This is a genomic window from Salipiger sp. HF18, assembly GCF_011806505.1.
Lineage (GTDB): Bacteria > Pseudomonadota > Alphaproteobacteria > Rhodobacterales > Rhodobacteraceae > Salipiger > Salipiger thiooxidans.
In genome coordinates this window covers 1-26599 of record NZ_JAATOS010000024.1, presented here as the reverse complement: position 1 = coordinate 26599, position 26599 = coordinate 1, and the positions used below count along the sequence as shown (strand labels likewise).

Here is a 26599-nt window from a genome sequence, read left to right as displayed (position 1 = left end):
GAGCTCGGCATTGGGCACGACCCCGGCGGCGAGCAGCGTGAAATCGGCCGCGAGATGGCTGCCGTCCCCGAGCGTCACGCCGCCCGCATCGACGGCCACCGCCGGGGTGCCGAGATGCAGCGCCGTGCCCATGCCGCGGTGCAGGTCGGCGAAATACTCGGACATCCGGGCCGAGACGCAGCGCGCCATCAGCCGGGGCGCCGCCTCGATCACCGCGACCTCGTGGCCGAGCCCGCGCGCCACCGCGGCGAACTCGAGCCCGATGAAGCCGCCGCCGATGACAGCGATGCGGCGCGGCGTGCCCAGCCGGGTGCGCAGCGTCTCGGCGTCGGCAAGCGTGCGCAGGTCGCAGGCGTGCCCGAGCCCCTCGATGGGCGGGCGCAGGTTGCGGGTGCCGGTGGCGAGCACGAGGTGGTCATAGGGCAGGCGCCCCTTGCCGTCGGGGCCGTGGAACGCGATCTCGCCCGCGCCACGGTCGATGCCCTCGACCGTGGTCTGCGGAAGGTAGGCAATGTCCTTGCTCTCGAAGAAGCTCTGCGGCCGCAGCATCAGCGCCTCGGCGCGGCCCTCCTTGAGGTAGGCCTTGGACAGCGGCGGGCGCTGGTAGGGCAGGCCGGGCTCGGCGCCGATCAGGGTGAGCCGCCCGGCATAACCCGCCTGCCGCAGGCTGATGGTCGCCTGCAGCCCGCCCTGACCGGCGCCCACCACCACGATGTGCTGCGGGCTCAAAGCTGTTCCTCGGGCAGGTGCACGACCAGACCGTCGAGTTCGGCGGTAAGCTTGATCTGGCAGGACAGGCGCGAGCGCTCGGTGATCTCGGAGGCGGCGCCCTCGAGCATGTCGTCCTCGCCCTCGTCGCGGGGGCCGGTGCGCTCGGCCCACGCCTCGTCCACGTAGCAATGGCAGGTGGCGCACATCATCGCGCCGCCGCATTCGCCGACGATGCCGTCGACGTCATTGGCCACCGCCGCCTGCATGACGCTGTCGCCCTCGGTCGCGTCGATCGTCGTTTCCGCCCCGTCATGGGCGACATAGGTCACCTGGACCATGGCATTCCTCCTCCTTCGTGATGTCCGTCGCTGCGGTCAGTTGAGCGTGACCGGCAGGTTGATCGGGCCGCGGAAGCCGAAGCCCTTCCAGACCACGTCCCCGGCCGTGTCGAGCTTCATGTCGGGGAACCGGTCGAAGAGCATCGGCAGGATGATCCGCCCGACGGTGCGCCGCGCCACATGCGCGCCCGCGCAATGGTGCGGGCCGTTGCCGAAGGCCTGGTGGGGGTTCTTGTCGCGGAAGACGAAGAAGTCCTCGCCGTTCTCGTAGAGCTCCTCGTCGCGGCAGGCCGAGGCCTGGATCGTCATCACCGTGTCGCCCTTGGGGATCTCGAAGCCGCCAAGCTCGGTGTCGGCGGTGACGAGGCGCGAGCTGACCTGGATCGGGGCGACCCAGCGGATGGCCTCTTCGAAGGCCTTGCCCCAGGCGTCCTGCGCCTTGACCTCGGCCAGCTGGTCGGGGTTGTCGAGCAGCCCGTAGAGCACCGTCGCCAGCGCGTCGCGCGGTTCGTTGATGCCGCCGCCGATGGCGATCTTGATGTTGGAATAGATCTGGCTGAGCGGGATCGGGTTCTCGGCGGTCAGCATCGACGAGAACGCCGAGCCGTCCGGGTTGCCGATCCGCTCGTCGCGCAGCCGGTCGAAAAGCGCGTCCATCTCGTCGTTGGCGGCGTCCGAGGCGGCGAAGGGCTCGCGCTTCCAGCCGAAGTTGCCGGCGCCGTCGATGAGGCACTGCGACCAGCGCCGCATCTGCTCGTCCGTGGCCTCGGGGATGCCGAGGATATGCGCGAGGATGCGCGCCGCCAGCGGGCCGCAGAGCTCGCGGAAGAGATCGACCGTCTCGCCGCGCGGCAGGCGCGAGATGTACTCCTCGGCAAGGCGCTCGTAGAGCGGGCCCCAGTCGGTGTTGATGCGCTTGGGCGCCAGCGCCGGCATGATCGCCTTGCGCTCGGACATGTGCTCGGCGCCGTCCTTGCGCATCAGCGTATGGGCGCGGAAGGCGGGCTTCATCGGCGTGTTCGGATCGTCGCTGCTGAAGGTCTCGGGGTCGTCCTTGACCTGCTTGGTGAGCGCGGCGCGCGTCAGGAAGGTCCGCCCCAGCGCCTTGACCCGCAGCACCGGGGTCTCGCGCCGCATGCGCTGGTAGAGCGGGTAGGGATCCGCCGTCAGTTGCGCAAGCGTAATGGTATCGTCAAGCGGTGCGACCGCCATGGTGTCTCCTCCCCGAAATGTCTCCTCGCCCTCCTGATACCGAGCGCGTGCTCCCTTGAGCAATAAGATGCATTTTGTATATGGTATCAGAAAATTTGATGGGGATCGGCATGGACAGACTCGGCGGCGAGGCGGCAAGCCTCGACTTCGCGGCGCTCAACACGCTGCTGCTGGTGCACCGGCTGGGTTCGTTCACCGCCGCGGCGGAGCATCTGGGCGTGAACCAGTCTGGGGTGAGTTACACGATCTCGAAACTGCGGCGCTGCTTCCATGATCCACTGTTTGTGCGCGAGGCCGGGCGGCAGGTGCCGACGCGGCGCTGCGAGGCGCTGCTGGCGCAGGCGGGGCAGATGCTCGACATGCTCGACCTGATGGCCCAGCCCGAGGTCTTCGACCCGGCGGGATCGGATCTCAGCGTGACCATCGCCTGCAACTACTACGAGCGGATCCTGCTGATCCCGCGCATCGTCTCGGCGCTGCGAAAGGAGGCGCCGAACCTGTCGATCCGGGTGATCAACGCGCTTGGCGACGGGCACCTGCGGCTCTTGAACCACGATGCCGACCTGCTGGTCGGGCCGCTGGGGCGGACGGATTCCGGCTTTCACTCGCGGCGCATCCATTCCGAGGAATATGCCTGCCTGATGGATCCCTCGCACCCTGACGCGGGCAGGGCGCTGACGGTCGAGGAGTACCTGACGCTCAACCACCTGCTGATTGATTACGGGGTGAGCTGGAAATCGGCCTACCTGCATGAGCTCGAGGCCGCGGGCCACAAGCTGCGCCCGGCGCTGATCGTGCCGAGCCCGGCGGGGCTGCGCGAGCTGCTGGCGGGCTCGAGCCTTGTCGCCACGGTGCCGCGCCGCCTTGGCGAGCGGATCGCGGCGGACCTTGTGATGGGGCCGAGCCCGTTCAAGGGCCGGTTCGAGATCAGCGCGGTCTGGACCGCCCGCACCCACCGCTCGGCCATGCACCGCTGGCTGCGCGAGCTGGTGCTGGAGAGCTGCTCCGAGTGACGGGCGATCCCCCGGTGGCGGTCAGTACTGCGCGCGAAGCGCCTTCAGCGCGCCCATGAGCGCGCCCGCGTCCGAGCCCACGGCGACGAACTCGCAGCCCATGTCGATGTAGGACTGCGCCAGCGCCTTGTCCGAGGTCAGGATACCCGCCGCCCGGCCCGCCGCGCGGATCCGGGTCAGCGCGTCGGTGATCGTCGCCTGCACCTCGGGCGCGCCGGGGTTGCCGCGGTGGCCCATGTCGGCGGCCAGATCGGCAGGGCCCACGAAGATGCCGTCGACGCCCTCGACCGCGAGAATGTCGTCGAGCGCCTCCATGCCCCTGACGGTTTCCACCTGCAGCAGCAGGCAGATCTGCTCGTCGGCGGTCTGCAGGTAGTCGGGGATCGAACCATAGCCGGAGGCCCGCGCCAGCGCCGCGCCGACGCCGCGCGCGCCCTTCGGCGGGTAGAGCACCGAGCGCACGATCTCGGCGGCCTGCTCGCCGCTCTCGACGATGGGCACAAGGAGGGTCTGCGCGCCGATGTCGAGCGCCTGCTTGATGCCGGCGCGGTCGTCGTCCCTGACCCGGACCACCGGGTGCGAGGCCTGTCCCACGGCGCGCAGCTGCGCCAGCAGGTCGCGCAGCCCGTTCGGGCCGTGCTCGCCGTCGATCACCAGCCAGTCGAAGCCGGCGTGGGCACAGAGCTCAGCCACCGAGGGATCGCCGAGCGCGACCCACAGGCCGATCTGCGTCTCGCCAGCCCTGAGGCGGCTCTTGAAGCGGTTTTGCGGTGCGGGCATCAGGCGAACTCCGTCGATACTTGGCCGAAGGGGCCGAAATCCGCGTCGATCCGCGTGCCCGGGGGGCACTCGATCGGCGCGATGAACGAGCCCGAGAGGATGACCTGCCCGGCCTCGATGCGCTGGCCATACTGGTGCATGCGCCGTGCCAGCCATACGATGCCCATCACCGGGTCGTCCAGCACCGCTGCGCCGAGCCCGGTCGCGACCACCTCGCCGCCGGCGCGCAGGATGGCGCCGGTCCAGCGCAGGTCGAAGGCGCGGGGCGCGTTTTTCTGGGTGCCCAGCACGATGCCCGCGTTGGCGGCGTTGTCCGAGACGGTGTCGACGATGACACGGGCGCGGCCGCTCCCGGGGTCCTTGCGCAGGATGCGGGTGTCGAGGATCTCGAGGCTCGGGGCCACGTGGTCGGTGGCGGCCAGTACCTCGTCTCGGGTCACGTTGCCGCCGATGGCATCTTTCATGACAAAGGCGATCTCGGCCTCGACCCGCGGCTGGATGAAGCGGCCCTCGGGCACGACCTCGCCGCTCTGGAACAGCATGTCGTCGTAGAGCACGCCGCTGTCGGGCGTGTCGATCCCGAGCGCGTCCTGCATGACCTTCGAGGTGAGGCCGATCTTCCAGCCGATGACCCTGCGGCCCGCCGCCAGCTTCTGCCGCATCTGCGCCGACTGGATCGCGTAGGCATCGTCGAGCGTCATGCCCGGGTGCTGAATGGACAGCAGTCCGATCTGCTTGCGCGTCTCCTCGGCGGCCAGCAGCGCGGCGGCGGCGGTCTCGATCTGTTCCGGCGTCAGCATTCGTCGGCCACCGTGTTGCGCAGGATGCCGATGCCGGGGGCCTCGACCTCGATCACGTCGCCGGGCACGAGGTAGCGCGGCGGATCGAAGCGCGCGCCGGCGCCCGAGGGCGTGCCGGTGACGATGATGTCGCCGGGGGCAAGCGTGGTGAAGGTCGAGATGTAGGCGATCTCCTCGCGGATCGGGAACATCATGTTGTGCAGCGCGTCCTTCTGGCGGAGCTCGCCGTTGACCCGGGTCTCGATGCTGGCGTCATCGAGCTGCGCGGCGTCGCGGAACGGCACCAGCCACGGCCCGAGCGCGCCCGAGCGGTCCCAGTTCTTGCCCTGCGTGACGTTGAACTTGGCGTGGCGCACCCAGTCGCGGATGGTGCCCTCATTGCAGAGCGTCAGGGCCGCGATGTGGTCATAGGCGTCCTCGGCGGCGATGCGGCGACCGCCTTTGCCGATGACGACGGCGATCTCGCCCTCGTAGTCCAGCGTGTGGTTCTCGGGCGGGCGGATCAGCGGCTGGCCGTGGCCGGTGAAGGACGAGGGGAAGCGCGGGAACAGCGACATGTGCTCGGGCTGGGCGCTGCCGTCCTTGTACTCGGCATTGCGGTCGGGAAAGTTCACCCCGACGCAGATGATCCGGTCCGGGCGCGGGATCGGCGGCAGAAAGGTGACGTCCTGCTCGGCCCATGAGGGCGCCCGCCCGGCGCCCGCCTGCACCAGCGCGTCCAGCGCGCCGGCCTCGATCACCTCGCGGAGCGTCGGGAAACGGGCGCCGAACTCGGGCGTGAGATCGACGAGCCCGCACTCGGTCACGAGCCCGTATCGGTCGCGCCCGCCGGCGCGGAAGGTGGCGATGCGGTCGGTCATGTCCGGCTCCTCAGGGTGCCACGATGGGCGTTGCGTTCAGCTCTGCAGGGCGCGGCGTCACGCCCTCGAAGACCGAGCCGTGCTCGAACCACGACCTGGGCGCAGGCGCCCCCCAGAGCGTCTGGCGCTGCGGGTCCTTGAGGTCCCACTTGATCGCCTCGAGGTCGGGATCCACGGTCTGGTAATCCGAGCAGTAGATCTCGATCCGGTGGCCGTCGGGGTCGAGGATGTAGAGGAAGAAGGCGTTCGAGATCCCGTGCCGCCCCGGCCCGCGCTCGAGGTTGCCGACGTAGCCGGTGGTCGCCATCAGGTCGCAGAGGTCGATGATGTTGAGCGGCGTCGGTACCCAGAAGGCGGTGTGGTGCAGGCGCGGGCCCAGCCCGTTGGTGAAGGCGATGTCGTGCACGCCGCCCTTGCGGTGGGTCCACGCGGCCCAGAGCAGCTTGCTCTCCTCGTCCTCGGTGTACTCGGTCACCCGGAATCCGAGCTCGTTGTAGAAGGCGACGGACTTGTCGACCGAGGGGCTGAAGCAGTTGAAATGGTCGATGCGCAGGGGCTTGACGCCCTTGTAGAGCGCGTATTGCTGGTGGATCGGTGGCAGGCGGTCCATGCGATGGTAGAACTCGATGGGCATGCCGTCATGGTCGTGGGTGGCAAGCGTGCGGCCCTGGAACGGGCGCTCGACCCATTCCGTGGCGTGGCCCTTCTCGGCGAACCACGCCTGCGCCTTGTCGAGGCACTCTTCCGAGTAGACCTTGAACGACAGGGCGAGCACGATGCAGTGGTGGCCGCGCTCTTCCATGGCGCGCAGGTAGATGCGGTCCTCGCTCTCGTCGGTCACCTGCAGGCCCAGCGTGTCGACGTAGAAGTGCCGTGATTTCGCAAGATCGGTGACGCCGAAGACGACGTGGCTCAGCCGCACGATGTTGAAGGGCGGGTAGAGGTTCGGGGTGGGGATCGGCATGTCTGGTCTCCTCCAGGCAGACAGGGGCGGCGTCAGTCGCCGAGTTTCGGGATGCGGTGCTCGGTGCGGGGGAAGCTGACGTTCACCGTCTCCATGTAGAAATCGAAGGACCAGTCGCCGCCGTCGCGGCCGATGCCGCTGGCCTTCACGCCGCCGAAGGGGGTCGGCAGGTGGCGGATGTTCTCGGAGTTCACCCACATCATCCCCGCCTCGAGCGCGTCGGTCATGCGCATCGCCCGGCCAAGGTCGTTGGTCCAGAGATAGGCCGAGAGGCCGTAGTCGGTGCCGTTGGCGATGGCGAGCGCCTCCTCCTCGGTCTCGAAGGAAATGGCGGTGAGCACCGGTCCGAAGATCTCTTCCTGCGAGATCGCCATGTCCGCCGTGGCATTGGTGAAAAGCGTGGGCGCGACGTAGCAGCCCTCGGTGCCGACCTTCTCGCCGCCGGTGGCGATGGTCGCACCCTCGGCGCGGGCGGTGTCGAAGTAGCCCAGCACCTTCTGCTCGTGCACCGGGTGGATGAGGGGGCCCACCACCGTCTCGGGGTCGAGCGGGTGGCCGATCCTGATCCGCGCCGCGGCCTCGGCCACCTTGGCGGTGACCGCGTCATGGACCGAGGCCTGCACCAGCAGCCGCGAGGACGAGGTGCAGCGCTCGCCGTTCAGCGAGTAGATCATGAACACCGCCGCATCGACGGCCCGGTCGAGATCGGCGTCGTCGAAGACGATGACCGGGTTCTTGCCGCCGAGCTCGAAATGCACCCGCTTCAGCGTGTCCGCGCCCTGCTTCATGATCATCGAACCGGTCTTCGACTCGCCGACAAAGGCGATGGCGCGGATGTCGGGATGCTCGGTCAGGCGCTTGCCGGCGGTCTCGCCCAGCCCGTTGACCACGTTCAGCACGCCCTTGGGCAGGCCGGCGCTTTCGGCGATTTCAACCAGCAGCTTGGCGGTCATCGGCGAGAACTCGGCGGGCTTGTGCACCACGGTGCAGCCCGCGGCCAGCGCCGGCGCGATCTTCCAGGTCGAGAGCATGAAGGGCGTGTTCCACGGCGTGATCACCCCCACCGGGCCGATGGGACGGCGCGAGGTGGTGTTCATCTGCGTGGGCGTGCGCTTGACCATGCCGTCCTCGGCTCCCGGCGCCTGGTCGGCGAAGAAGCGGAAGTTGGCGGCGCCGCGGATCGCGGCCTTGGACATGAAGCGCAGCGCCTGTCCGGTGTCCATGCACTCGGTGAAGGCGATCTCCTCGGCGCGGGCCTCGATGGCCTCCGCCACCTTGATGAGGATCTTGCGGCGCTCGGCGCCGGGGGTCTTCGACCAGCCGGGGAAGGCGGCCTTGGCGGCGGCGACGGCGGCGTCGATGTCCTCGGCGCCGCTCTTCGCGACCTGCGCCAGGACGCTGCCGTCGACGGGGCTGATCGTCTCCATCACCGTGCCCGAGCGCGCCGGCACCGTCGCGCCGTCGATGTGGTTCAGAACGCCGGTGTCGACCAGCGGCTGCATGTAGCCGCGCGCCTTGGCGATGTTGTCCTGCAGAACGCTCATCGTTCAGTCCTTCTTCTGTCCCGACAGGCGGGCGTGAATGGGGGTGTCCTTCCAGCTCAGTTCCGGGTCGATGACGCGGATCTCGAGCGACAGGGCGAAATGGGGCTCGCAAAGCCGGTGGGCGAGCGCACCTTGCGCGGCGCGAAACACCAGATCGCCGCCCGCCCGCAGCGCCTCGGTGCGGCGTCCGGCGCCGACCGAGAGCGTCAGCGCGGCGAAATCGTTCTTCGCGTCACCGTCGGCGACGATGGCCACGTCGGCGCGGAAGGCCCGGACGCGGATCCCGGCAAGCGGGAAGATCCCGGCCCCGACCATCGCCGCGTGAACGGCGCGGCAAAGGCTCTCGACCTCGGGCACGGTCAGCCCGTGCGAGTATTCGATGCGCATGTGCGGCATGGGTTCGTCTCCTCTTGATAGTGAACATGTTAATTAACTGGACGCTTGTCAAGAAGGATGATTTCATGAATCCAGAAGAGACCACTCGGGACGCCCATGCCGAAAAAACCGATCAGGGACGGGTTCCACCTGTCCAACACGCGCCGGAACCTTCCGATGAATCTGCTGCGCCTGCGCGAGCGGATCATGAACGAATTCCGCCCGATGCTGCATGCTCATGACGTGACCGAGCAGCAGTGGCGGGTGCTCCGGGTGCTGCAGGAGGCCGAAGAACTCGACGCCCGCGATGTGGCCGAGCGGGCCTGTATCCTCGCGCCGTCGCTGTCGCGGATCCTCAAGACCCTGACCGCCCGGGGGCTGATCGAGACGGCGCGCGATTCGAGCGACGGGCGCCGCACGATGATCCGGCTGAGCACCGCCGGTAACGCGTTCATCGAAAGGCTGACGCCCGAAAGCGCCGCGAGCTACGCGCGGCTCGAGAAGATCATCGGGGCAGGGCGCATGGCCGAGCTCATCGACGCGCTGGCCGAGACGCTGGACCTGCTGGACGAGGCCGAGGAGAGCTGAGGCCCAGGCGGCGGGCGCCCGGCGAGGGTGTCAGGTCTCAGGCAAAAGCGACTTTCCAGTCAGGTCGCTGGCCAGATCGCATGTGCAAAGGAAGAGCTGTCGTCCGTGCCCTATGCAGCGAAGGTCGGCAGCGAGCCCTCCCTACCGAATTGCTGCGGCTTATAGGATTGGCAGCTTTGCTGTACTGAGTTCGTCAGAGTCATTCAGGCCACGAACTGTAAATCTCGTTTTCTTGAACTTGAAGGCCAGACCTAAGGATAGCTCAGACGGCTTCATTTTGCGTTTCGCAACGCCTTTCGGATGTAGGTGTTTGCCGATCGGAAATGCGATGGACCTGACGCCTCTGCGAACCGTCCAAGCGTCCACTTGCCGGTCCACGCCTGCGCGCCACTGGTGTAGAGCGATTCATTATCTTGTGATGCAATAAACCGGCGCAACTTGTCACAAGCAGCCTCAAAGTCGGAAAGCAAATCTGCCCACTGCGTCTCGTTACCTTTCTCGTAGAGCGGGGCGTTGTATTCCTTGAGCTGGTTCCATTTGTAGCCCTTGGCGGGGACATGAACCTCGCGGCCCTCAACACCGTCTTCGTACCAACCGTGGAACATGCCCATCCAGTGAGTGCGGTGTGCGATCACACCCTTGATCGTAGTGTCGTCATCGAGGGCCGACAAGGAGGCTTTTGCTTCGTCGACGCCATCAAGCGTTTTGCGGAGCTTGGCCAAGTCTTTATCGAAAACGGCGAGTAGATCAATTTTGTTGGTTGCTGCCGGCATGCTGAACACTAAGCCACTGAATTAATAAGATCATTGACGTATATCAAGACGCCAGAGTTGTCTCAAGCGCGATAGCCGACCTTGGTAAGTCGGCAGCGAAAGCCCGGTTTGTCCGCACGCGGGCCGTTCAGGCCAGCTGCAGCGAAGGTCGGGAGCTAGGCCGTCTTGCTCCTGGGGGACCGTCCCGTGTCCACCGTCCAAGGTGCGGTCTGGGTCGGAAATGCTCGGTGGTTGGGTCGGGATTGCTTGCCACGGCACGCTGTCACAATCCAGAAAACCGTAGCTTCGAGTCGCTTTCGCTCGGCGTTCGACAGAGAGCTGTGTCCGACGCCTTCTGCGCGGTGGCGTCGAGATCGACGAAGGTCACCTTGTCGTCGCTGCGGAAGGTGCCTCGATCTCGGCGTTGGTGCTGTCAACGACATGGGCGATCCATTCGGCGGTGGCACGGCCACGGGGATCTCGCGGAAGATCATCGCGATGGCCGCCACAAAGCCCGCGCCGCCAAGGACCAGCCGGCTCATGGCCGCTCTCCGTCCGAGGGAGAGAGCTCGGCGACCAGCCCGATCACCGCTTCCCCGAGCGCCACCCGCATCGGGAGGCTGAGGTCCGGGGGGTTTTCGGGGAGGCCGAGTCTCGAAAGCGTGTTCTCGGCCATCAGCGCCAGCAGGACGGCCGCAAAGCAGACCAATACCAGCGCGCTCGAGACCTTGGATCCGAGGCGGGAGGGGCTCATTCAAAGACCCCTGCGAATGCCGGGGTGCTGGCATGGATGGACCGTTGCCGCCCCGCAAGGCGACCTTCGCGCGCATTCATGACACTCCTCCCAAAGCTGTGTTGCAGTTCACTGGGTACGTCGACGGCGCGCGAAACCACAGCGCGCCGCGCAAGCTGTCCGCCAGGCGGACTCGGCGGGGCTGGTTTCCTGGGGCAAGGCTCAGGAGGTGCGGGAGGGGTGGCGTCCGTCAGCTGCGAGGGCAGCGCCGTCGATGCGTGATGCCTCCAGGCGCGGGGGCCGTGCCCGGAAGCACGCGTTATTCCGCCGCGCCACCCTTGCTGGCGCTGCCGCGATGTAGTGCCGTTCGGGCCGGTAGCTCTGCCCCTCGCGCCAGCGTCGGAGCCAGCGCAGGATGTGCCAGGGCTTCGGCTGCGCGGTGCGTCTCATGCTCGATACTCCCGTATCCGCCGGGCCCGCGGAGGGCCCCGTCGCAAAATGTTGCTTGTATAGTATTTCATATATGATAGGTGAATATTCCAAATATGAAAGACGGTAGCTGCAAGAAAATGAACCCGACGGAGCGCATTCTCGATGTCCTCGAATACCTGAGCACCGCCGGCCTCGGCCCGGTGAAGCAGGTAGACATGGTGCGCGACCTCGGGCTGTCGCCGGCGACGCTGAACCGGATCGTCCGCATCCTGTCGGAGCGCGGCTACGTCTTCCGCACCTCCGAGAAGTACCTCGTGCGCAACTTCACCATCTCGCGCACCATCCAGATGTCGGCGAGCTACATGGGCGCGCTCGACGAAGCCACGCGCCGCCTGACCGCGCTCACCGGCGCCGCGGCGGAATCGGTGGTGGTCGTCGGCCACGAGCTGCTCTGGCATCACCGGACCGAGCATTCGGACCCCGCGGTGCGGATCGTGGCGCGGGCCGGCTTCCGCCGCAGCCTGCTGGAATTCGACGCGCTGGCGCGGCTCTACCTGTCTACGCTCGACCCCGACGAGTTGAAGCGCGATTTCGACATGATCGGCTTCTTCGAGACCGGCCTGCGCAACGGGCGCGAGATTGGCTGGCTGCGCGGCGAGGATGTGGAAAGCCGCATCACCGAGACCCGCGGCGCCGATTTCGCCTGCGACCGGGTCGCCAACCACATCGGCATCCGCCGCTTCGCCACGCTGGTGCGCGCCCCCGACGGCGGGGTGTTGCACATCCTGTCGCTGGCGGACAACGCGCCTCCGGGCACCGGCGAGGGTGCCATCGCCACCCGCTACCGCGCGGTGCTCGCCGAGGAACGCGAGCGGCTCGAGGCCGTGCTGGCCGAGGAATTCCGCGCCAGCTCCGCGGAGGCGCAGCTTCGCATCGGCGGCTGAAACGACGACAGGCCAGGCGGAAGGAGCCGCCGGCCGAAATCCAAGGGAGGAAGACCATGATCAAAGTCACCCGCAGGGCGCTGACCGCGACGCTGCTGCTCGGCTCCACGGCGCTTGCGCCGATGCTGGCACCGGGCACGGCCGCCGCGCAGGAGCGCGAAGTGAACGTGCTGCTGTTCTCGATGCCCTCGACCCGGGGCCTTGCCGCGCTGGCCGATGATTTCGAGGCCGAGACCGGCATCAAGGCCAATATCGACGTGGTCGGGCAGGACGTCTTCGAGAGCCGCATCACCCTGTCCTTCACCGGCGGCGCCCGTGACATCGACGTGGTGCACACCCCCGTCATCCAGGTGCAGCGCTGGGTCGAGGCCGGATGGCTCGAGCCGATGACCGCCCAGATCGACGGGCTCGACGACAAGGACGACATCCTCACCGGCCCGCTCGAGGCCTACAAGGTGAGCGGCGACTACTACGGCATGCCGTTCTTCGCCGAGACCGGGCTCATGGCCTATCGCAAGGACCTGCTCGACGCCGCGGGCGTCGGTGTGCCCGAGACCTGGGACGAGATGCTCGAGGTCGCCAAGGCCGTAGACAGCGACGACACCGCCGCCATCGCGATGCGGGTTGCGCCGGGGCAGGGGTTCAACATGTTCGTCTTCCCGATGATGATGCGCGCCTACGGTGGCAAGTTCTTCGCCAACTACCCCGATGACATGACGCCCGCGATCAACAGTCCCGAGAACCTGAAGGCGCTGAACACCTACATCACCCTGATGAACGACTACGGTCCGCAGGGCATCGGCAACTTCAACTTCCCCGAAGTGGTGGCCGCGCTGCAGAACGGCCAGGCGGCGATGACCGTGGACGGCACCTCGATCGTCAGTCAGGCGGTGGATCCCGCCGCCAGCAAGTTCGCCGACCAGTTCGTGCTGGCGCTGCCGCCGGGCGGACCGGCCGGCCGGTCGCCTGCCATCGCGGTGCACGGCCTCGGCATCCCCGCGGGCTCCGAGAACGCCGATGCCGCCTTCGAGTTCGTCAAGTGGGCGACCAGCACCGAGACCCTGAGCAAGCTTGCCATCAACGAGGCCTACCCCGACTTCACCCGCGCCTCGGTGGCCGAAAATCCCGAGGTGCAGGCCAAGTACGCGGGCGTGCAGGAGAACTTCCTCGACCTGCGGGTCGAGGCGCTGACCCTCGCGCTCGGCCACTACCGTCCGCTGATTCCGACCTGGCCCGAGATCGGCGCCGCCATCGGCGAGAACGTCAACGCCGCGGTCAACGGGCTGATGAGCCCCGAAGAGGCGCTCGAGGCTGCCGAGGACGAGATGAAGTCGATCCTCGCCTACTGATCCTCCCCCCAGCGGCTGTGCCGACGGGCCCCGTGCCCCGACGCGCAGCCGGTGTCTTTCCCTTCCCCCTCATCCCCCGGAGAGTTCCGATGACCCCACCGCGCGCCTCCGCCGCGATGGACAGGACCTATCGCCGCATGCTCTGGCCCGCCTCGCTGGCCGTCGGCATCTTCGCGATCGCGCCGCTGCTCGGCATGCTGGCCCTGTCCTTCACCGACTTCCACCTCGTGCGGGGCTGGAGCGGCAAGATCGGCATCCACAATTTCCTGCGCCTGTTCGAGGACCGCCGGTTCGTCTCGTCGATCTACATCATGATGGCGCTCAGCGCCTTCGGCGTGCTGGCGCAGGTGGTGCTCGGCACCGCCATCGCCGTGGGGCTCGACAAGATCGTCGGCAAGTGGCGGGTGGCGCGCGGCATCTTCGTGGTGCCCTTCGCGGTGCCGCACGTGGCGGTGGCGCTGATCTGGCTGTCGCTGTTCACGCCGACCCTGTCGCCGATCAACGCGGTCTTCGCAGTGTTCGGGATCGAGGTCCCTGCGCTGCTCACCACCCAGACCGGCGCCATCACCGCCATCGTCATCGCCGACACCTGGGCGACCTATCCCTTCGTGATGCTGATCGTGCTCGCCGCGCTGCAGGGGATCTCGCCCGATCTCGACGAGGCGGCGGCGCTCGACGGAGCGACGCGGGTGAAGGCGTTCTTCCGCATCACCCTGCCGCTGCTCTACCCGACGCTGCTGATGGTGGCGCTGTTTCGCTTCATCGAGACGCTCAAGCACTTCCCGCTGATCTTCGTGATGACCTCGGGCGGGCCGGGACGGGCGACGCAGGCGACCAACTACTACGCCTACGTGCAGACCTTCCAGAACTCCAACGTCGCCTACGGCGCAAGCATCGCCGTCTTCCTGTTCCTCTTCGCCGCCGCGATCAGCTTCTACATCGCCAAGGCCAACGCGAGGCTCTCCGATGCGTGACACCTCGACCGCATTCCGGGTCAAGAAGGCGCTCGGCTACGCGATGATGCTGGCCTTCCTCGGCTTCTCGCTGCTGCCGGTGGTCTGGGTGGTGCTGCTGTCGCTGCGCCCCGCCACCGCGCTCTTCGAGCCGATCTGGGAGAGCCCGGCCGCCTGGACGCTGGACAACATCCGCTCGATCGCGCGCTCGGACTTCCCCGCCGCACTGCTCAACAGCTTCATCACCGCCGGCAGCTCGACCCTGCTGGCGCTGCTGGTCGGCGTGCCGGGGGCCTTTGCGCTGTCCAAGCGCCGGGCCTCGAACAAGTTCTTCGCGTCGTGGCTGTTGCTGCTGCTGCGCATGGCGCCGCCGGTGGGCTTCGTGATCCCGCTGTTCCTCGTCTACGTGCGGGCCGGGCTGATCGACACCTACGCAGGCCTGATCTTCGCCTACACCTCGCTCACGCTGCCCTTCGTGGTGTGGTCGATGTGGACCTCGTTCAACCAGATCCCCGACGAGCTGGTCGAGGCCGGGCTCATGGACGGCGCCTCGCTGGGCCGGGTGCTCTGGCGCATCGTCATCCCCGCCGCCCGGCCGGGGCTGGTCGCCGCCGGGGTGCTGAGCTTCCTGCTGGCGTGGAACGACTTCTTCTTCAGCCTCATCATCACCCGCTCGGACACCACGACGGCGCCGGTGGCGGTGATGAACTTCGTCTCCTACGCCTCGGTCGACTGGGGCGCCATCGCCGTCGCCTCGATCGCCCTGACCCTGCCGATCGTGCCGATCATCGTGCTTGCGAACAAGTATATCGTCCAGTCTCTGGGCGGTGCCGTGAAGGGATAAGCCCATGACGAAACACCCCAATATCGTCTTCATCATCACCGACCAGCAGCGCATCGACACCATCGGGGCCCTGGGCTGCCCGTGGATGGACACCCCCAACCTCGACCGGCTCGTGAACGAGGGCACCGCCTTCGAGCAGATGTACGTGACCTCGCCCTCGTGCAGCCCGTCGCGGGCCTCGCTGTTCTCGGGGACATATCCGCACACCAACGGCGTCTTCCGCAACGACGAGCGCTGGGTCTATTCGTGGGTCGGGCTGCTGAAGCAGTCGGGCTACCGCACGGTGAACGTCGGCAAGATGCACACATGGCCGGTCGAGGGCGCCTTCGGCTACGACGAGCGCCACGTCACCGAGAACAAGGACCGCGCCCACCCGAACCTGCCCTTCTACCTCGACAACTGGGACAAGGCGTTCTGGGCGCGCGGGGTCGAGAAGCCGACCCGAGTCACCCAGCGCGAGATGCCCGATTATGCCGAGCGCCTCGGCTGCTACGTCTGGGATGCGCCCGAGGACCTGCACGCGGACAATTTCGTGCCCGAGATGGCGTGCATGTGGCTCGACCGCTACAAGGGCGACGAGCCGTTCTTCCTGCAGATCGGCATCCCGGGGCCGCACCCGCCCTACGATCCGACCGCCGAGTACCTCGCGAAATACGAGGGGCGCGACGACCTGCCGGAGCCCATCCGCTACGACTTCGACACCCAGCCCGGCCCGCTGCGCGAGCTGCGGCGCCAGCATCTCGACAACGACCACGACGCGGTGGTGCACCTGCCCGACCCCACGGCCGAGCAGATGCGGCTGCAGCGCGCGCACTACTACGCCAACGTCTCGATGATCGACACGCAGGTGGGCAACATCCTCGCCGCGCTCGAGCGGCGCGGCGTGCTCGACGACACCATCATCGTCTTCACCTCGGACCACGGCGACTGCCTCAACGACCACGGGCATTCACAGAAGTGGAACATGTTCGAGGCCACGGTGCGGGTGCCCGCCATCGTCTGGGGCCGCGGCATTCCGGCGATGCGGCGCGACGAGCTGGTGGCGCTCTTCGACTGGGGCCCGACGATCCTCGAATGGGCGGGCGTCACGCCGCCGGCGTGGATGGAGGCGCAGTCGCTGAACCCGCTGATGGCGGGCGAGGAGCAGCCCCGAGACCGGGTCTTCGCGGAACATGCCAACGACGCGATCCTGACCGGAACCTCGTACATGACGATGATCCGCCGGGGCGACTGGAAGCTGGTGCATTTCGTCGACAGCTCCGAGGGGCAGCTCTTCGACCTTGCCTCCGACCCCGGGGAGCGGAGCAACCTCTGGGACGACCCCGCGCAGGCGGAGCGGAAACTGTCGCTGATCCACGACATCCTGCGCTGGCGGATCGAGAGCGACAAGAAGACACAAGGCTTCCGGGCCGAACTGGCTGGCGCCTGAGCGCGAAAGGACAAGGACATGGGCAGCATCACGCTGAGCAAGGTGGTCAAGCGGTTCGGTGAGGCGGAGGTCATCCCGCCGCTGGATCTCGGGATCAGGGACGGCGAATTCGTGGTCTTCGTGGGGCCCTCGGGCTGCGGCAAGTCCACGCTGCTGCGGATGATCGCGGGGCTCGAGGACCTGACCGAGGGCAACATCGAGATCGGAGGCCGCGACGTGTCGCATCTGGCCCCCGGCGACCGGGGGCTGGCGATGGTGTTCCAGAGCTACGCGCTCTACCCGCACATGACCGTGCGCGAGAACATGCTCTTCCCGCTCGAGATGGCGAAGGTCGATGCCCGCACCGCAAGGGACAAGGTGGCGCGGGCAGCCGAGGTGCTGAACCTCTCGGCCTACTTGGAGCGCAAGCCGGGGCAGCTTTCGGGAGGGCAGCGCCAGCGGGTCGCCATCGGGCGGGCCATCGTGCGCGAGCCCTCGGCGTTCCTCTTCGACGAGCCGCTGTCGAACCTCGATGCGGCGCTGCGGGTGAACATGCGGCTCGAGATCGCCGAGCTGCACGAGACGCTCGGCTCCACGATGATCTACGTGACCCATGACCAGGTCGAGGCGATGACCATGGCCGACCGCATCGTGGTGCTGCAGGCTGGCCGGATCGAGCAGGTCGGCACGCCGCTCGAGCTTTACGAGCGGCCGCGGAACGAATTCGTCGCGGGCTTCATCGGCTCGCCCAGGATGAACTTCATCCGCGGCGCCGAGGCCGAGCGGCTCGGCGCCCCCACCATCGGCATCCGGCCCGAGCACATCCGCGCCTCGCGCGAGGGCGGGCTCTGGGGCGGGCGGGTCAGCGTCTCCGAGCATCTGGGCTCGGACACCTACCTGCACGTCGACACCGACGTGGGTCCGGTCAACGTGCGCACCGCCGGCGAGTTCGGGGTGCATCGCGGCGACACCGTCTGGCTCAACCCCGACGAGAACGCGATCCACCGGTTCGACGCGCAGGGCCTCGCGCTCTGAGCCGGGGAAGCGTAAGGCACATGGCGGGGCGTTCGGCCCCGCCGCATCAGATCATCCAAGGGAGACACAGGGCATGAAGGCACTGGTTCTGGAGGAAAAGGGCAGGCTGTCCCTGCGCGAGTTCGACATCCCCGGCACGCTGGGACCGCGCGACGTGCGGATCAGGACCCACACGGTCGGCATCTGCGGCTCGGACGTGCACTACTACACCCACGGCAAGATCGGCCATTTCGTGGTGAACGAGCCCATGGTGCTGGGCCACGAGGCCTCGGGCACGGTGATCGCCTGCGGTGCCGAGGTCTCGGGCCTCGTGCCCGGCGACCGGGTCTGCATGGAGCCGGGCATTCCCGATCCCACCTCGCGGGCCAGCAAGCTCGGGATCTACAACGTTGACCCGGCGGTGACGTTCTGGGCGACGCCGCCGGTGCATGGCTGCCTCGCCCCCGAGGTCATCCACCCCGCCGCCTTCACCTACAAGCTGCCCGACGCGGTCAGCTTCGCAGAGGGCGCCATGGTCGAGCCCTTCGCCATCGGCATGCAGGCGGCGCTGCGCGCGCGGATCCAGCCCGGCGACACCGCCGTGGTCACGGGGGCCGGGCCCATCGGCATGATGGTGGCGCTTGCGGCGCTCGCGGGCGGCTGCGCGCGGGTGATCGTGGCGGATCTCGCCCAGCCCAAGCTCGACATCATCGCGGCCTATGACGGCATCGAGACGGTCAACATCCGCGAGACACCGCTGCCCGAGGCAGTTGCGGCGGCGACCGATGGCTGGGGCGCGGACGTGGTCTTCGAATGCTCGGGCGCGGCGCCGGCGATCCTCGCGATGCACCGGCTGGCCCGTCCGGGCGGCGCCATCGTTCTGGTGGGCATGCCGGTCGATCCGGTGCCGGTCGACATTGTCGGGCTTCAGGCCAAGGAGCTGCGGGTCGAGACCGTGTTCCGCTACGCCAATGTCTACGACCGGGCGATCGCGCTCATGGCTGCGGGCAAGGTGGACCTGAAGCCTCTGATCTCGGCCAGCATTCCCTTCGCCGACAGCATCGCGGGCTTCGACCGCGCCGTCGAGGCGCGGGACAGCGATGTGAAGCTGCAGATCGTGATGCCGCAGTAGCGGCGGCCCGGATCACTGCCCTGAGATCGAAGGGGGGCCCGGTCACCGGGCTCCCCCTTGTGGTGCCCCCCGCGGGACGCGAGGCGCGACGGCCGGGGGCCCGAGGCCAGCTGCCCTTGCACCCCGGGAGGCGGGGCGTTGGGCATGGCTTGCGTCGGGACCGGCGCGACTGCGCCGCGGCGGCACGGCACCCCGTGTCAGGCGGCCTGTCTGAGACCGGCCAGCAGCGGCTCCGACGGGCACGCCGGGGAACGTTGCGGTGATCTCGACCGACCGTTCGGGGTTGTCGCGGCGGAAGTCGATGGTTTCCTTATGACCGCGTTGACCTTCATGATCCTCTCCTCGTCGCCGCCGTCTCATCGCTGACGATGAAGCTCGAGGGGAAGGCGATGTTGGGGAAGGAATCCTCGTTCGACGAGAGCTCGTTCAGGCCCGTGATGCGCTTCTTGATGACGTCCACGAACGGGAACCAGATCCCGGCGGCGTCGACCTGGCCCGAGCCGAATGCGGTGACCACGGTCGAGGGCTCCATCGGCACGCCCTTGATGTCGTCCGTGGTGATCCCGGCCTCTTCCAGCGCCAGCGCCAGCGCCAGCGCCAGCAGCCTGTCGGCCGCGGTGCCTTCGGGCATGTCCACGGTCTTGCCCCTGAGCCCGGCGTCCCAGGGATTCCGGCATGAGCGCTGCCCTATTGGCTTGCGGCGGCTGGGGGAAGGCTGCAAAACCGCTGACAGTTCGACTGGAGACTGCCTTGGCCCCCCGCACCGAAACAAGTTCCCCGATCCGCACGCTCGAGATGCTCGAGCTTCTGGCCGAGATGGGGGCCATGGGCCACATGGCGATCTCCGAGCGGCTCGGGATCCCGAAGAGCACCGCCAGCGCGCTGCTGAAGTCGCTGCAGGGGGCGGGGTTCATCACCCGGGACGAGGACCGCAAGTTCAGCCTCTCGCCAAGGGTGCTGCGGCTGAGCGAGGGGTTCCTCGCGCATCGCCAGTGGCTGGCGCCGCTGCTGCCGCTGCTGGAGCAGCTCCGGGACGAGACCAACGAAACCACTTTCCTCGTCGAGCGGCGCGATGACAGTCGCGTCGTGGTGGCGCGCCGTCTGGTGCGGGAGGGGCTGAGCTTCACCGTTCCGGTGGGCGATGTGGCACCGCTGCACGGCACCGCGGGCGGACATGCGCTCTGCCGTCCGGGCGAGGTGCTGACCGATGCGGACGGCCGGCCCGAGCCGGTCGAGATCAGCGCGCAGGGGGTGTGCTACCTGCCCTCGGCCATCGTGCCCGGCGTCGGCTCCTTTGCGGTCGCGCTGCGGGTGCCGCCGGGGGTGCCGCCGCTGGCGTTCTCGCTGGCGATGCCGGTGTCGCGCCTGACGGCCACGATCCGCGCCGGGATCGCGGCCGCCCTGTCGGCGTTGCGTTACGAGGCCGAAGAGGCGCTCGGGACCTCTCACTCGAGTAGGTAGGTCAGCGCCAGCGCCGCCGCGGTCAGGGGCACGGCGATGGCCGTGTAGCCGCGGTTCCACTCCCACGCGATGCGCCGTGCCGGCTCCTCTGCGATCCGCGCCGAGAGCAGCAGCGTGGCAGACACCGGCGAGACCATCATCCCCAGCGACCAGCCCGCCGAAAGCGCCATCGCCAGCGACAGTGCGTGGTCCTGCGCCAGCGGCGAGGTCGCCATCAGCTGCGCGATCAGGATCACCGGGATCGACGGCGGCGTCGAGGCCACCGAGAGACCCCAGATGCAGAGCAGCACCGCCACCGGCATCAGCGGGCTGTCGACGGCGATGATCGACTGCGGGCCGTAGAGGGTGAAGAGCAGCGCCGCCAGCGCCCCGATCACGGTGGAGCCCGCGAAGATGAACATCTCGTTGCGCAGGTCCGAGAGCCGCGTCGCCAGCACGGCGGGCGAGGGCCGTTCGCCCTCTGGGCCGGGTTCGATGCGGATCCAGGCCAGGGCAAAGAGCGGCACCACGATGGTGGTCGCGGTGAGGAAGCTGAGCCCGGCCAGCAGGTAGAGCGCCGAGGTGCTCGCCAGCAGCGCCAGCGCCCCCAGCAGCAGAAGCGCCATGGCCCTGGCGCTGCCGTCGCCGGGCAGGTCCAGCGTCTCGGACCGGTCGTGACGCGGCAGCAGGCAGCCGGCGCCGAGCAGCACCAGCGCCAGCGTCAGGCCGAGCGCGATGTAGGCCAGCGGGTCGAGCGCCGCGAAGGAGGAGGTCACCACCGCGAAGCCCATCGCCAGCGGCGACCAGAGCGCGATGGCGGCCGAGCCGCGCATGGTGCCCATGAGCAGGTGCCGCGCTGTCGGGTGCTGGCGGAAGTCGAGCCGGGCGGCGGCGAGGATGTCGCCGATCAGCTGCAGCACGCCCACGTTGAAGATCAGCGCCAGCCCGTGGCCGCCGTAGGTGACCGAGGCATAGCGCTGCCCGCGCGGGCGCCCGATCAACCAGGCCGCCGCCTGCGCCAGCAGCCGCGAGCGCTGCATTGCCGGGCGCAGCGTTGCCAGCGCCACGAGCAGCGCTGTAAAGCCAAGCCCCTGCGTCGCGGCGGCAAGGATCACCGGCCGCGCCTCTGGCAGCAGCGCCGCGGTCCCCAGCGCCAGCAGCACCGCCAGCGCCATCACCGTGCGCCCGGAGCCACGCACCCGCAGCCAGTCGCAGAGAACGAAGCCCGCAAGCGCCACGAGGCCGAGCCAGGTCAGGCTCGGCTGTCCGGTGATCTGCCCGGCGACCGAGCACAGCGCCGCAATGGCGAGCGCGGCACGGCCGGGGCCTTCCGCCCCCGAGAAGGGGCGGGCGAGGATGTCGGTGGTCATGGCCTGTCTCAGGCGGCGAAGGCGTGCAGGGCCTCGGGGGTCCAGGCGATCCAGGCCTCCTGTCCCGGCAGCAGGCCGCAGTCGGTCGTGCGCGCTGTGATCCGGCGTCCCGACGGCAGGTCGAGCGTGTAGCTGGTGCTGGCGCCCTGGTAGATCGCCTCGGCGAGATGGCCCTTCAGCGCCGCGCCCTCGGGGCGGGTGCTGCTGAGCGACAGGCCCTCGGGGCGCAGCGCCACGGTGCAGTTGCCCTCGGCCTCGAACGCCGCCGGCATCTCGGTGGTCAGCCCCTCGAAGGACAGGGCGCGGTTGTTGCAGCGGGCCGGCAGGAAGTTCGACAGGCCCATGAACTCGGCGGTGAAGCGGGTGCGCGGGGCGCCGTAGATCTCGCGTGGGGTGCCCTGCTGTTCGATGCGGCCCTGGTTCATCACCACGATGCTGTCCGAGAGCGTCAGGGCCTCTTCCTGGTCGTGGGTCACGAACATGGCGGTGAAGCCGGGGTCGAGGGGGAGCCGGGAGAGCAAGAAAAGACATGTCTCGCGCAGCTTGCGGTCGAGCGCCGAGAACGGCTCGTCGAGGATCAGGATCGACGGCTCCACCACAAGCGCACGGGCCAGCGCCACGCGCTGCTGCTGGCCGCCCGAAAGCTGGTGCGGATGCCGCGCGGCGAGGTGGCCGAGCTCGACGATGTCGAGCGCCCGGGCGACCTTGGTCTCGCGTTCGGAGCGGCCGATCCCGCGCATCTCGAGCCCGAAGGCCACGTTCTCGGCCACGGTCATGTGCGGGAACAGCGCCAGCGACTGGAACACCATGCCGATGTTGCGCCTGGCGGCGGAGAGATGGGTGATGTCGCGCCCGTCCATCTGGAGCACGCCGTAGTCGGGCCTGGACAGGCCCGCGACGATGCGCAGGGTCGAGCTCTTGCCGCAGCCCGACGGTCCGAGCAGCGTGGTGAAGCTGCCCTTGGGGATGGTGAGCGAGACGTCGTCGACCGCGGCGGTCTCGGATCCGGGGTAGCGCTTGGTGATGCGCGAGAGGGTGACTTGGGCCATGGTTCAGTTTCCGAGGAATTTCTTGAGACCGAAGACGCGCTCGATGACGAGGGCTCCGGCCAGGGTGATGGCGATCAGCATGGAGGACACGGCCGCGATCGAGGGATCGAAGTTGTATTGCATGTAGCTCATGATCGCGAGCGGCAGGGTCGAGGTGCTGCTGTCGATCAGGAAGATCGACACGGCGGCGTCGTCGAAGGAGATGATGAAGCCGAAGGCAGCACCGGCGAAGATGGCCGGGCGCAGCACCGGCAGGGTCACCCGCGTCAGGATCTGACGGCGGCTGGCGCCGAGCGTGTGGGCGGCCTCCTCCAGCGAGGGGTCGAAGCTTTGCAGCGCCGCGAGGCTGGTGCGGATCACGTAAGGCATGACCAGCAGCACGTGGCCGAGGGTCAGCCGCAGCCATGCGTCGCGCAGCCCGGCGGTCGAGAGCGTGACCAGCAGCGCCACGCCGATCACGATGCCCGGCACGATGAGCGGTGACAGGAAGATCGCCTCGAGCAGTCCGCGAAGGCTGCTGGGCAGCTTGCCGCGGGCGATGCCGAAGGCCGCCGCGACGCCGAGCGGCGTGCCGAGCGCGGTGGCCACCGCCGCCAGCACCAGCGAGGTCAGCGCCGATCCGGTGAAGGCCGGGTTGGCGAGCGCCGCGCCGTACCAGCGCAACGAGAAGCCCTCGGGCGGGAATTTCGGCGTGGCGCCCGCGTTGACCGAGACGATGATCACGGCGACCAGAGGGGCGAGCAGGAAGATAAAGAGCGCCGCGGTGCCGGTGCGCCGGAAGAGCGAGAAATAGGTCGACATCATTTGCTCCACGTCGCGGTCATGCGGGCGGCGAGCGCCAGGATCGAGGTCAGCACCACGAGCGTCAGCGCCAGCAGCAAGGTCACCAGAACGGCCCCGAAGCGCCAGTCCAGCGTCACCGCGAACTGCTGGTAGATGAAGGTGGTCAGCATCCCCGAGCGCGGCCCTCCCATCAGGGCGGGGGTCACGTAGGACGAGATCGCCAGCGAGAAGACGATGGTCAGGCCCGAGGCCAGCCCCGGCACCGTCAGCGGCAGCAGGATCCGGCGCAGCACGGCCCAGCGGCTGGCGCCGAAGGTCATCGCGGCCTCGGGGACCTTGGGGTCGATCTTCTCGAGCGAGGTCAGCACGCAGAGCGCCATGAAGGGCACGAAGACATGCACGAGCCCGACGATGACCGCGGCCGAGGTGTACATGATCTGGATCGGCTCCTCGATCACGCCGAGCGCCAGCAGCGCCTGGTTGAGGATGCCGCGGTCGCCAAGCATGATCATCCAGCCGTAGGTGCGGGCCACGATCGACACGAGCAGCGGCGACAGAACGATCAGCACGATCCAGCCGCGCTTCGCGGGGCTGGCCGTCCAGATGATCAGCGCCAGCGCGTAGCCCAGCACCGCGGTGATGCCGGTGGTCAGCGCCGAGACCCAGAGCGTCTTGATCAGCGTCGAGTAGTAGAACGGCTGGCTGAAGAAGCGCAGGTAGTTGGCGATGGTCCAGTCGCCCTCCATGGTGAAGGCGCCCGGCATCGACGGCTTGAGGCTCAGCGCCATCAGCCAGCCCACGGGAAGCAGCAGCACGAAGACGAGGAAGCAGAGCCCGGGCAGCGTCAGCCACGCGGGCGAGACCGGCTTGCGCGGGGCGGGCGCCGCGCGCGGGGCGGGGGCGGTATCGGTCAGTGCCATGCGTCCAGGATCCTGTCCGAAGGGGTGACGATGCCGAAATAGGTCCGGATCTGTTCGATGCTGGCGTCGTGCAGCGGCAGGACGAGATCCTTCACCGCGACGCAGTCCTCGGCGATCACCGTATCATAGTCCGACATCGCGAGATCGCGTGCCGTGCTCTCGACGCAGCAGTTGGTGGTCACGCCCGCCAGCACCACGGTCTCGATGCCGCGGCGGCGCAGCTCGGCGTCGAGCGCGGTGTCGAGATAGGCCGAGTAGCGGTGCTTGCGGATCACGGTCTCGCCGTCGACGGGGGCCATGCCCTCGACGAAATCGGCGCCCCAGGTGCCCTCGCGGCAGACCTCGACCATGGTCGGGTCAAAGGCCGGGGCGGCGCCGGTGATGTCGGCGGCGGAGGCACACCAGACGGCGCCCTCGCGGGTCTGGGTCGAGGGGTAGCGGTAGGGCGAGCCCTGGCCGCGGAACATCGGGCCGTAGATCGCTTGCACGTGCAGCACGTGGGCCCCGGCGGCTCGGGCGCCTTCGAGCAGCGTTCGGATCCGCGGCAGCGCCTCGGTGACGCGGGGCATCGCGGCCTTGGTCTTGGCGATCACGCCGTCCTCGGCGCAGAAGTCGTTGAGCACGTCGATCATGAGGAGCGCGGTGCGCGTGGGCTCGAGCCGCGCGGCGAAGGGCCGGGCCATGCGTTCGGCCTTGACGGCCTCGTGCCAGTTGCGCGCGCCGGGCGCGGTGCCCGCGAGCTGTCCGGTCAGTTCCGCCTGCGAGATCTGCGGCATCCGCAGCCCGAGCACGTCGGCCGGCGCGTTGCCGGCGCGCACCAGCACGGCGCGGTAGCCCTTGCGCTGCGCGTCATAGGCAAGGCGCATCCCGGCAACGGGATCGCCGCAGACGTAAAGCGTGCGCACCCCGTTCGAGCGCAGCACGAGGTCGATGTCCGAGGCGTAGAAGGGCGAGGGGCCGGTGTGGCTGATGGTGACGGCGCCGTGGCCGTCGAGCTGGTCGGTGGGTTCGACCCGGTCGGTGGGGGTGACCTGCACCAGCAGGATCTCGGCCCGCGCCGCCGCCGCGCGCAGGGGCGCGGGGCAGGGCTGGCCTGCGCAGACGAGCGCTGCGGCTTCGGGGGCGTCGAGTCCCCGCAGGCCATCGGCCTGCGGGTGGGTCAGTTCGGTCGTCTGGGGGATCACAGGGAGACCTCGTAGTTCCAGCGATCCGTCAGCATCGGCATCTGCGGCACGATCCTGAACCAGTCGAAGAGGGTCAGCTGGTCAAGCGCAGGCACCCGCTCGGCGGCCTTGCCGGTCAGCTTGGCGTCGGGGCGCACCGGGCCCGCGATCACGGCGTTGCAGAAGGCTTCCTGTGCCTCGAGCGAGATCGCGTGGTTGATGAACTGCTTGCAGAGCTCGGGATTCGAGGCGCCCTCGGCGATGTGGTAGGACACCATGCCGACCATCGCGCCTTCCTCGGGGAAGACGAACTCGACGGGCTTGCCGGCATCGATCAGCGCGTAGGGCGGGATGTTGGTGGTCATGCCGACGGCGACGACCTCGCCCGCGTCCAGCATCGACATCGCGTCGGTGGACGAGGTGAAGAAGCGGCGGATGTTCGGCTTGAGCTCGGCCAGCGCCTCGAAGGCAGGCTCGAGGTTTTCCTCGGAGCCACCGCGCAGCTTGGCCAGCATCACGAGCATTTCCCACGAGCCCCAGGTGCCGATGTCGGGGATCGAGATCTTGCCGGCGAGCTCGGGGCGGAACAGGTCTTCCCACTTGGTGATCGGCGCGTCGACGAGGTCGGTGCGGTAGGCGATGCCGTAGGAGGCGTAGTCGAGCCCGACGCCACGTTTCTTGTACTGCTCCCACCAGACCGGCTCGATATTGGCGATGTTGGGGATGTCCTCGGGCGTCAGCTCGATGCCGATGTCGGCCATGATGGCCTTGATGCTGTCGGGGTAGGGCAGCATCAGCATGTCGATCTCGGGGGCGTCGCGGTTGACGATGGCGTTGGTCAGCCATTCCGCCGAGGAGCCGAGCTGAAGGTTCACCGTCGCGCCGGTCGAGGCTTCGAAGCTGTCGACGATGGCCTTGCGGTAATTCTGTTCCCACACGCCGCCGAAGACGGTGGAGGTGAAGCTGTCGCCGGCGGCGCGGCCCATTCCCGGGATCATCGCGCCGAGGGTGATCGCCCCCGTCGAGGCCAGGAAGCTGCGTCGGTCAAGTCTGGTCATGGTGTCGTGATTCCTGCTGTTGGTTCACATAAGGGAACTCAAGTTCTGATATATGAACACACCTGTCGCC

At 68.3% G+C, this 26599-nt stretch carries 28 protein-coding genes; 10 read left to right on the top strand and 18 right to left on the bottom strand.

Annotation, left to right across the window (positions count from 1 at the left end; all coding sequences use genetic code 11):
• The 3 genes from HC022_RS04915 to HC022_RS04905 all read right to left on the bottom strand — a co-directional run.
• Positions 1-729 (bottom strand): NAD(P)/FAD-dependent oxidoreductase (locus tag HC022_RS04915; protein WP_167451574.1); only part of this gene is annotated, 729 nt, incomplete at its 3' end.
• Entirely contained in the window at positions 726-1049 is a 324-nt protein-coding gene (locus tag HC022_RS04910) for a 2Fe-2S iron-sulfur cluster-binding protein (RefSeq protein ID WP_008887707.1), read from the bottom strand. The genes HC022_RS04915 and HC022_RS04910, both read right to left, overlap by 4 nt.
• A gap of 36 nt (positions 1050-1085) precedes the next feature.
• Complete coding sequence (locus HC022_RS04905) at positions 1086-2261, bottom strand: cytochrome P450 (RefSeq protein WP_089959738.1); 1176 nt, start codon at positions 2259-2261, stop codon at positions 1086-1088.
• A gap of 110 nt (positions 2262-2371) precedes the next feature.
• On the opposite strand from HC022_RS04905, the gene HC022_RS04900 reads away from it, so the two are divergent.
• Positions 2372-3274, top strand: a complete 903-nt coding sequence (locus HC022_RS04900; RefSeq protein ID WP_167451573.1) for a LysR family transcriptional regulator — start codon at positions 2372-2374, stop codon at positions 3272-3274.
• Positions 3275-3295: 21 nt separating this feature from the next.
• Here the strand turns inward: HC022_RS04900 and HC022_RS04895 are convergent, their stop codons facing one another.
• The 6 genes from HC022_RS04895 to HC022_RS04870 are packed head-to-tail and all read right to left on the bottom strand — an operon-like array spanning position 3296 to position 8618.
• Positions 3296-4054 carry an aldolase/citrate lyase family protein gene (locus HC022_RS04895; protein WP_167451572.1) on the bottom strand — a complete coding sequence of 253 codons (759 nt, stop codon included), beginning with the start codon at positions 4052-4054 and terminating at the stop codon, positions 3296-3298.
• Positions 4054-4854: a 2-oxo-hepta-3-ene-1,7-dioic acid hydratase gene (locus tag HC022_RS04890; RefSeq protein ID WP_167451571.1), complete on the bottom strand. Its 801-nt coding sequence runs from the start codon at positions 4852-4854 to the stop codon at positions 4054-4056. The genes HC022_RS04895 and HC022_RS04890 overlap by 1 nt, the downstream gene beginning before the upstream one ends.
• On the bottom strand, positions 4848-5714 hold the full coding sequence (locus HC022_RS04885) for a fumarylacetoacetate hydrolase family protein (RefSeq protein WP_167451570.1): 867 nt from the start codon (positions 5712-5714) through the stop codon (positions 4848-4850). Before HC022_RS04885 ends, HC022_RS04890 begins: the two co-directional genes overlap by 7 nt.
• A 10-nt stretch (positions 5715-5724) precedes the next feature.
• Positions 5725-6678 (bottom strand): 3,4-dihydroxyphenylacetate 2,3-dioxygenase, encoded by a 954-nt coding sequence (gene hpaD, locus HC022_RS04880; RefSeq protein ID WP_167451569.1) that lies wholly within the window; start codon positions 6676-6678, stop codon positions 5725-5727.
• A gap of 32 nt (positions 6679-6710) precedes the next feature.
• Positions 6711-8222 carry a 5-carboxymethyl-2-hydroxymuconate semialdehyde dehydrogenase gene (hpaE, locus tag HC022_RS04875; protein WP_167451568.1) on the bottom strand — a complete coding sequence of 504 codons (1512 nt, stop codon included), beginning with the start codon at positions 8220-8222 and terminating at the stop codon, positions 6711-6713.
• Between the two features lie 3 nt (positions 8223-8225).
• Positions 8226-8618 (bottom strand): 5-carboxymethyl-2-hydroxymuconate Delta-isomerase, encoded by a 393-nt coding sequence (locus HC022_RS04870; RefSeq protein ID WP_167451567.1) that lies wholly within the window; start codon positions 8616-8618, stop codon positions 8226-8228.
• Positions 8619-8774: 156 nt separating this feature from the next.
• On the opposite strand from HC022_RS04870, the gene hpaR reads away from it, so the two are divergent.
• The gene (gene hpaR, locus HC022_RS04865; RefSeq protein ID WP_254884942.1) at positions 8775-9185 is read left to right on the top strand and encodes a homoprotocatechuate degradation operon regulator HpaR; all 411 of its coding nucleotides are present in this window, start codon (positions 8775-8777) and stop codon (positions 9183-9185) included.
• Between the two features lie 272 nt (positions 9186-9457).
• Here hpaR and HC022_RS04860 read toward each other — a convergent pair whose 3' ends face one another.
• On the bottom strand, positions 9458-9958 hold the full coding sequence (locus tag HC022_RS04860) for a ClbS/DfsB family four-helix bundle protein (protein ID WP_167451565.1): 501 nt from the start codon (positions 9956-9958) through the stop codon (positions 9458-9460).
• 517 nt (positions 9959-10475) lie between these two features.
• On the bottom strand, positions 10476-10691 hold the full coding sequence (locus HC022_RS04855) for a hypothetical protein (protein WP_167451564.1): 216 nt from the start codon (positions 10689-10691) through the stop codon (positions 10476-10478).
• A gap of 548 nt (positions 10692-11239) precedes the next feature.
• Between HC022_RS04855 and HC022_RS04850 the strand changes: the two genes are divergently transcribed.
• The 7 genes from HC022_RS04850 to HC022_RS04820 all read left to right on the top strand — a co-directional run bounded on the left by HC022_RS04850 (position 11240) and on the right by HC022_RS04820 (position 18746).
• Positions 11240-12046, top strand: a complete 807-nt coding sequence (locus HC022_RS04850; RefSeq protein WP_254884941.1) for a helix-turn-helix domain-containing protein — start codon at positions 11240-11242, stop codon at positions 12044-12046.
• A 56-nt stretch (positions 12047-12102) separates the two neighbouring features.
• The gene (locus HC022_RS04845; protein ID WP_167451562.1) at positions 12103-13395 is read left to right on the top strand and encodes a sugar ABC transporter substrate-binding protein; all 1293 of its coding nucleotides are present in this window, start codon (positions 12103-12105) and stop codon (positions 13393-13395) included.
• 89 nt (positions 13396-13484) lie between these two features.
• Positions 13485-14369 (top strand): carbohydrate ABC transporter permease, encoded by an 885-nt coding sequence (locus tag HC022_RS04840; protein WP_040384920.1) that lies wholly within the window; start codon positions 13485-13487, stop codon positions 14367-14369.
• Positions 14362-15192 carry a carbohydrate ABC transporter permease gene (locus HC022_RS04835; protein ID WP_089963930.1) on the top strand — a complete coding sequence of 277 codons (831 nt, stop codon included), beginning with the start codon at positions 14362-14364 and terminating at the stop codon, positions 15190-15192. The genes HC022_RS04840 and HC022_RS04835 overlap by 8 nt, the downstream gene beginning before the upstream one ends.
• Positions 15193-15196: 4 nt before the next feature.
• Entirely contained in the window at positions 15197-16621 is a 1425-nt protein-coding gene (locus HC022_RS04830) for a sulfatase (RefSeq protein WP_167451561.1), read from the top strand.
• Positions 16622-16639: 18 nt separating this feature from the next.
• Positions 16640-17635, top strand: a complete 996-nt coding sequence (locus tag HC022_RS04825) for an ABC transporter ATP-binding protein (protein WP_167451560.1) — start codon at positions 16640-16642, stop codon at positions 17633-17635.
• A 73-nt stretch (positions 17636-17708) separates the two neighbouring features.
• Positions 17709-18746, top strand: a complete 1038-nt coding sequence (locus tag HC022_RS04820; protein WP_167451559.1) for an NAD(P)-dependent alcohol dehydrogenase — start codon at positions 17709-17711, stop codon at positions 18744-18746.
• 328 nt (positions 18747-19074) lie between these two features.
• On the opposite strand, the gene HC022_RS04815 is transcribed toward HC022_RS04820, so the two are convergent.
• Positions 19075-19377, bottom strand: a complete 303-nt coding sequence (locus HC022_RS04815; protein WP_167451558.1) for a hypothetical protein — start codon at positions 19375-19377, stop codon at positions 19075-19077.
• Positions 19378-19496: 119 nt separating this feature from the next.
• Here HC022_RS04815 and HC022_RS04810 point away from each other — a divergent pair, with 119 nt between their 5' ends.
• Entirely contained in the window at positions 19497-20207 is a 711-nt protein-coding gene (locus tag HC022_RS04810) for an IclR family transcriptional regulator (RefSeq protein WP_167451557.1), read from the top strand.
• Here the strand turns inward: HC022_RS04810 and HC022_RS04805 are convergent.
• The 6 genes from HC022_RS04805 to HC022_RS04780 are packed head-to-tail and all read right to left on the bottom strand — an operon-like array spanning position 20192 to position 26529.
• Positions 20192-21556: a hypothetical protein gene (locus HC022_RS04805; RefSeq protein WP_167451556.1), complete on the bottom strand. Its 1365-nt coding sequence runs from the start codon at positions 21554-21556 to the stop codon at positions 20192-20194. The genes HC022_RS04810 and HC022_RS04805 overlap by 16 nt on opposite strands.
• An 8-nt stretch (positions 21557-21564) precedes the next feature.
• Positions 21565-22605: an ABC transporter ATP-binding protein gene (locus HC022_RS04800; RefSeq protein WP_167451555.1), complete on the bottom strand. Its 1041-nt coding sequence runs from the start codon at positions 22603-22605 to the stop codon at positions 21565-21567.
• A gap of 3 nt (positions 22606-22608) precedes the next feature.
• Positions 22609-23406, bottom strand: coding sequence for an ABC transporter permease (locus HC022_RS04795; protein ID WP_167451554.1), 798 nt, complete (start codon positions 23404-23406; stop codon positions 22609-22611).
• A complete protein-coding gene (locus HC022_RS04790; RefSeq protein ID WP_089963949.1) occupies positions 23406-24308 on the bottom strand; it encodes an ABC transporter permease in 903 nt (300 codons plus the stop codon). The genes HC022_RS04795 and HC022_RS04790 overlap by 1 nt, the downstream gene beginning before the upstream one ends.
• Positions 24299-25492, bottom strand: coding sequence for an isochorismatase family protein (locus HC022_RS29790; RefSeq protein WP_167451553.1), 1194 nt, complete (start codon positions 25490-25492; stop codon positions 24299-24301). Before HC022_RS29790 ends, HC022_RS04790 begins: the two co-directional genes overlap by 10 nt.
• Positions 25489-26529 carry an ABC transporter substrate-binding protein gene (locus tag HC022_RS04780; protein WP_167451552.1) on the bottom strand — a complete coding sequence of 347 codons (1041 nt, stop codon included), beginning with the start codon at positions 26527-26529 and terminating at the stop codon, positions 25489-25491. The genes HC022_RS29790 and HC022_RS04780 overlap by 4 nt, the downstream gene beginning before the upstream one ends.
• Between the last annotated feature and the right edge of the window lie 70 nt (positions 26530-26599).

Bases quoted from the DNA above. Each gene is read 5' to 3' on its own strand.
- HC022_RS04870 (WP_167451567.1), bottom strand. From the start codon at position 8,618: ATGCCGCACATGCGCATCGAATACTCGCACGGGCTGACCGTGCCCGAG.
- HC022_RS04845 (WP_167451562.1), top strand. From the start codon at position 12,103: ATGATCAAAGTCACCCGCAGGGCGCTGACCGCGACGCTGCTGCTCGGC.
- HC022_RS04830 (WP_167451561.1), top strand. From the start codon at position 15,197: ATGACGAAACACCCCAATATCGTCTTCATCATCACCGACCAGCAGCGC.
- HC022_RS04835 (WP_089963930.1), top strand. From the start codon at position 14,362: ATGCGTGACACCTCGACCGCATTCCGGGTCAAGAAGGCGCTCGGCTAC.
- HC022_RS04895 (WP_167451572.1), bottom strand. From the start codon at position 4,054: ATGCCCGCACCGCAAAACCGCTTCAAGAGCCGCCTCAGGGCTGGCGAG.
- HC022_RS04840 (WP_040384920.1), top strand. From the start codon at position 13,485: ATGACCCCACCGCGCGCCTCCGCCGCGATGGACAGGACCTATCGCCGC.
- HC022_RS04905 (WP_089959738.1), bottom strand. From the start codon at position 2,261: ATGGCGGTCGCACCGCTTGACGATACCATTACGCTTGCGCAACTGACG.
- HC022_RS04850 (WP_254884941.1), top strand. From the start codon at position 11,240: ATGAACCCGACGGAGCGCATTCTCGATGTCCTCGAATACCTGAGCACC.
- HC022_RS04805 (WP_167451556.1), bottom strand. From the start codon at position 21,556: ATGACCACCGACATCCTCGCCCGCCCCTTCTCGGGGGCGGAAGGCCCC.
- hpaE (WP_167451568.1), bottom strand. From the start codon at position 8,222: ATGAGCGTTCTGCAGGACAACATCGCCAAGGCGCGCGGCTACATGCAG.
- HC022_RS04800 (WP_167451555.1), bottom strand. From the start codon at position 22,605: ATGGCCCAAGTCACCCTCTCGCGCATCACCAAGCGCTACCCCGGATCC.
- HC022_RS04910 (WP_008887707.1), bottom strand. From the start codon at position 1,049: ATGGTCCAGGTGACCTATGTCGCCCATGACGGGGCGGAAACGACGATC.
- HC022_RS04860 (WP_167451565.1), bottom strand. From the start codon at position 9,958: ATGCCGGCAGCAACCAACAAAATTGATCTACTCGCCGTTTTCGATAAA.
- HC022_RS04825 (WP_167451560.1), top strand. From the start codon at position 16,640: ATGGGCAGCATCACGCTGAGCAAGGTGGTCAAGCGGTTCGGTGAGGCG.
- hpaD (WP_167451569.1), bottom strand. From the start codon at position 6,678: ATGCCGATCCCCACCCCGAACCTCTACCCGCCCTTCAACATCGTGCGG.
- HC022_RS04815 (WP_167451558.1), bottom strand. From the start codon at position 19,377: ATGCCCGAAGGCACCGCGGCCGACAGGCTGCTGGCGCTGGCGCTGGCG.
- HC022_RS04790 (WP_089963949.1), bottom strand. From the start codon at position 24,308: ATGGCACTGACCGATACCGCCCCCGCCCCGCGCGCGGCGCCCGCCCCG.
- HC022_RS04780 (WP_167451552.1), bottom strand. From the start codon at position 26,529: ATGACCAGACTTGACCGACGCAGCTTCCTGGCCTCGACGGGGGCGATC.
- HC022_RS04885 (WP_167451570.1), bottom strand. From the start codon at position 5,714: ATGACCGACCGCATCGCCACCTTCCGCGCCGGCGGGCGCGACCGATAC.
- HC022_RS04890 (WP_167451571.1), bottom strand. From the start codon at position 4,854: ATGCTGACGCCGGAACAGATCGAGACCGCCGCCGCCGCGCTGCTGGCC.
- HC022_RS04795 (WP_167451554.1), bottom strand. From the start codon at position 23,406: ATGTCGACCTATTTCTCGCTCTTCCGGCGCACCGGCACCGCGGCGCTC.
- HC022_RS04855 (WP_167451564.1), bottom strand. From the start codon at position 10,691: ATGAGCCCCTCCCGCCTCGGATCCAAGGTCTCGAGCGCGCTGGTATTG.
- hpaR (WP_254884942.1), top strand. From the start codon at position 8,775: ATGAATCTGCTGCGCCTGCGCGAGCGGATCATGAACGAATTCCGCCCG.
- HC022_RS04820 (WP_167451559.1), top strand. From the start codon at position 17,709: ATGAAGGCACTGGTTCTGGAGGAAAAGGGCAGGCTGTCCCTGCGCGAG.
- HC022_RS04900 (WP_167451573.1), top strand. From the start codon at position 2,372: ATGGACAGACTCGGCGGCGAGGCGGCAAGCCTCGACTTCGCGGCGCTC.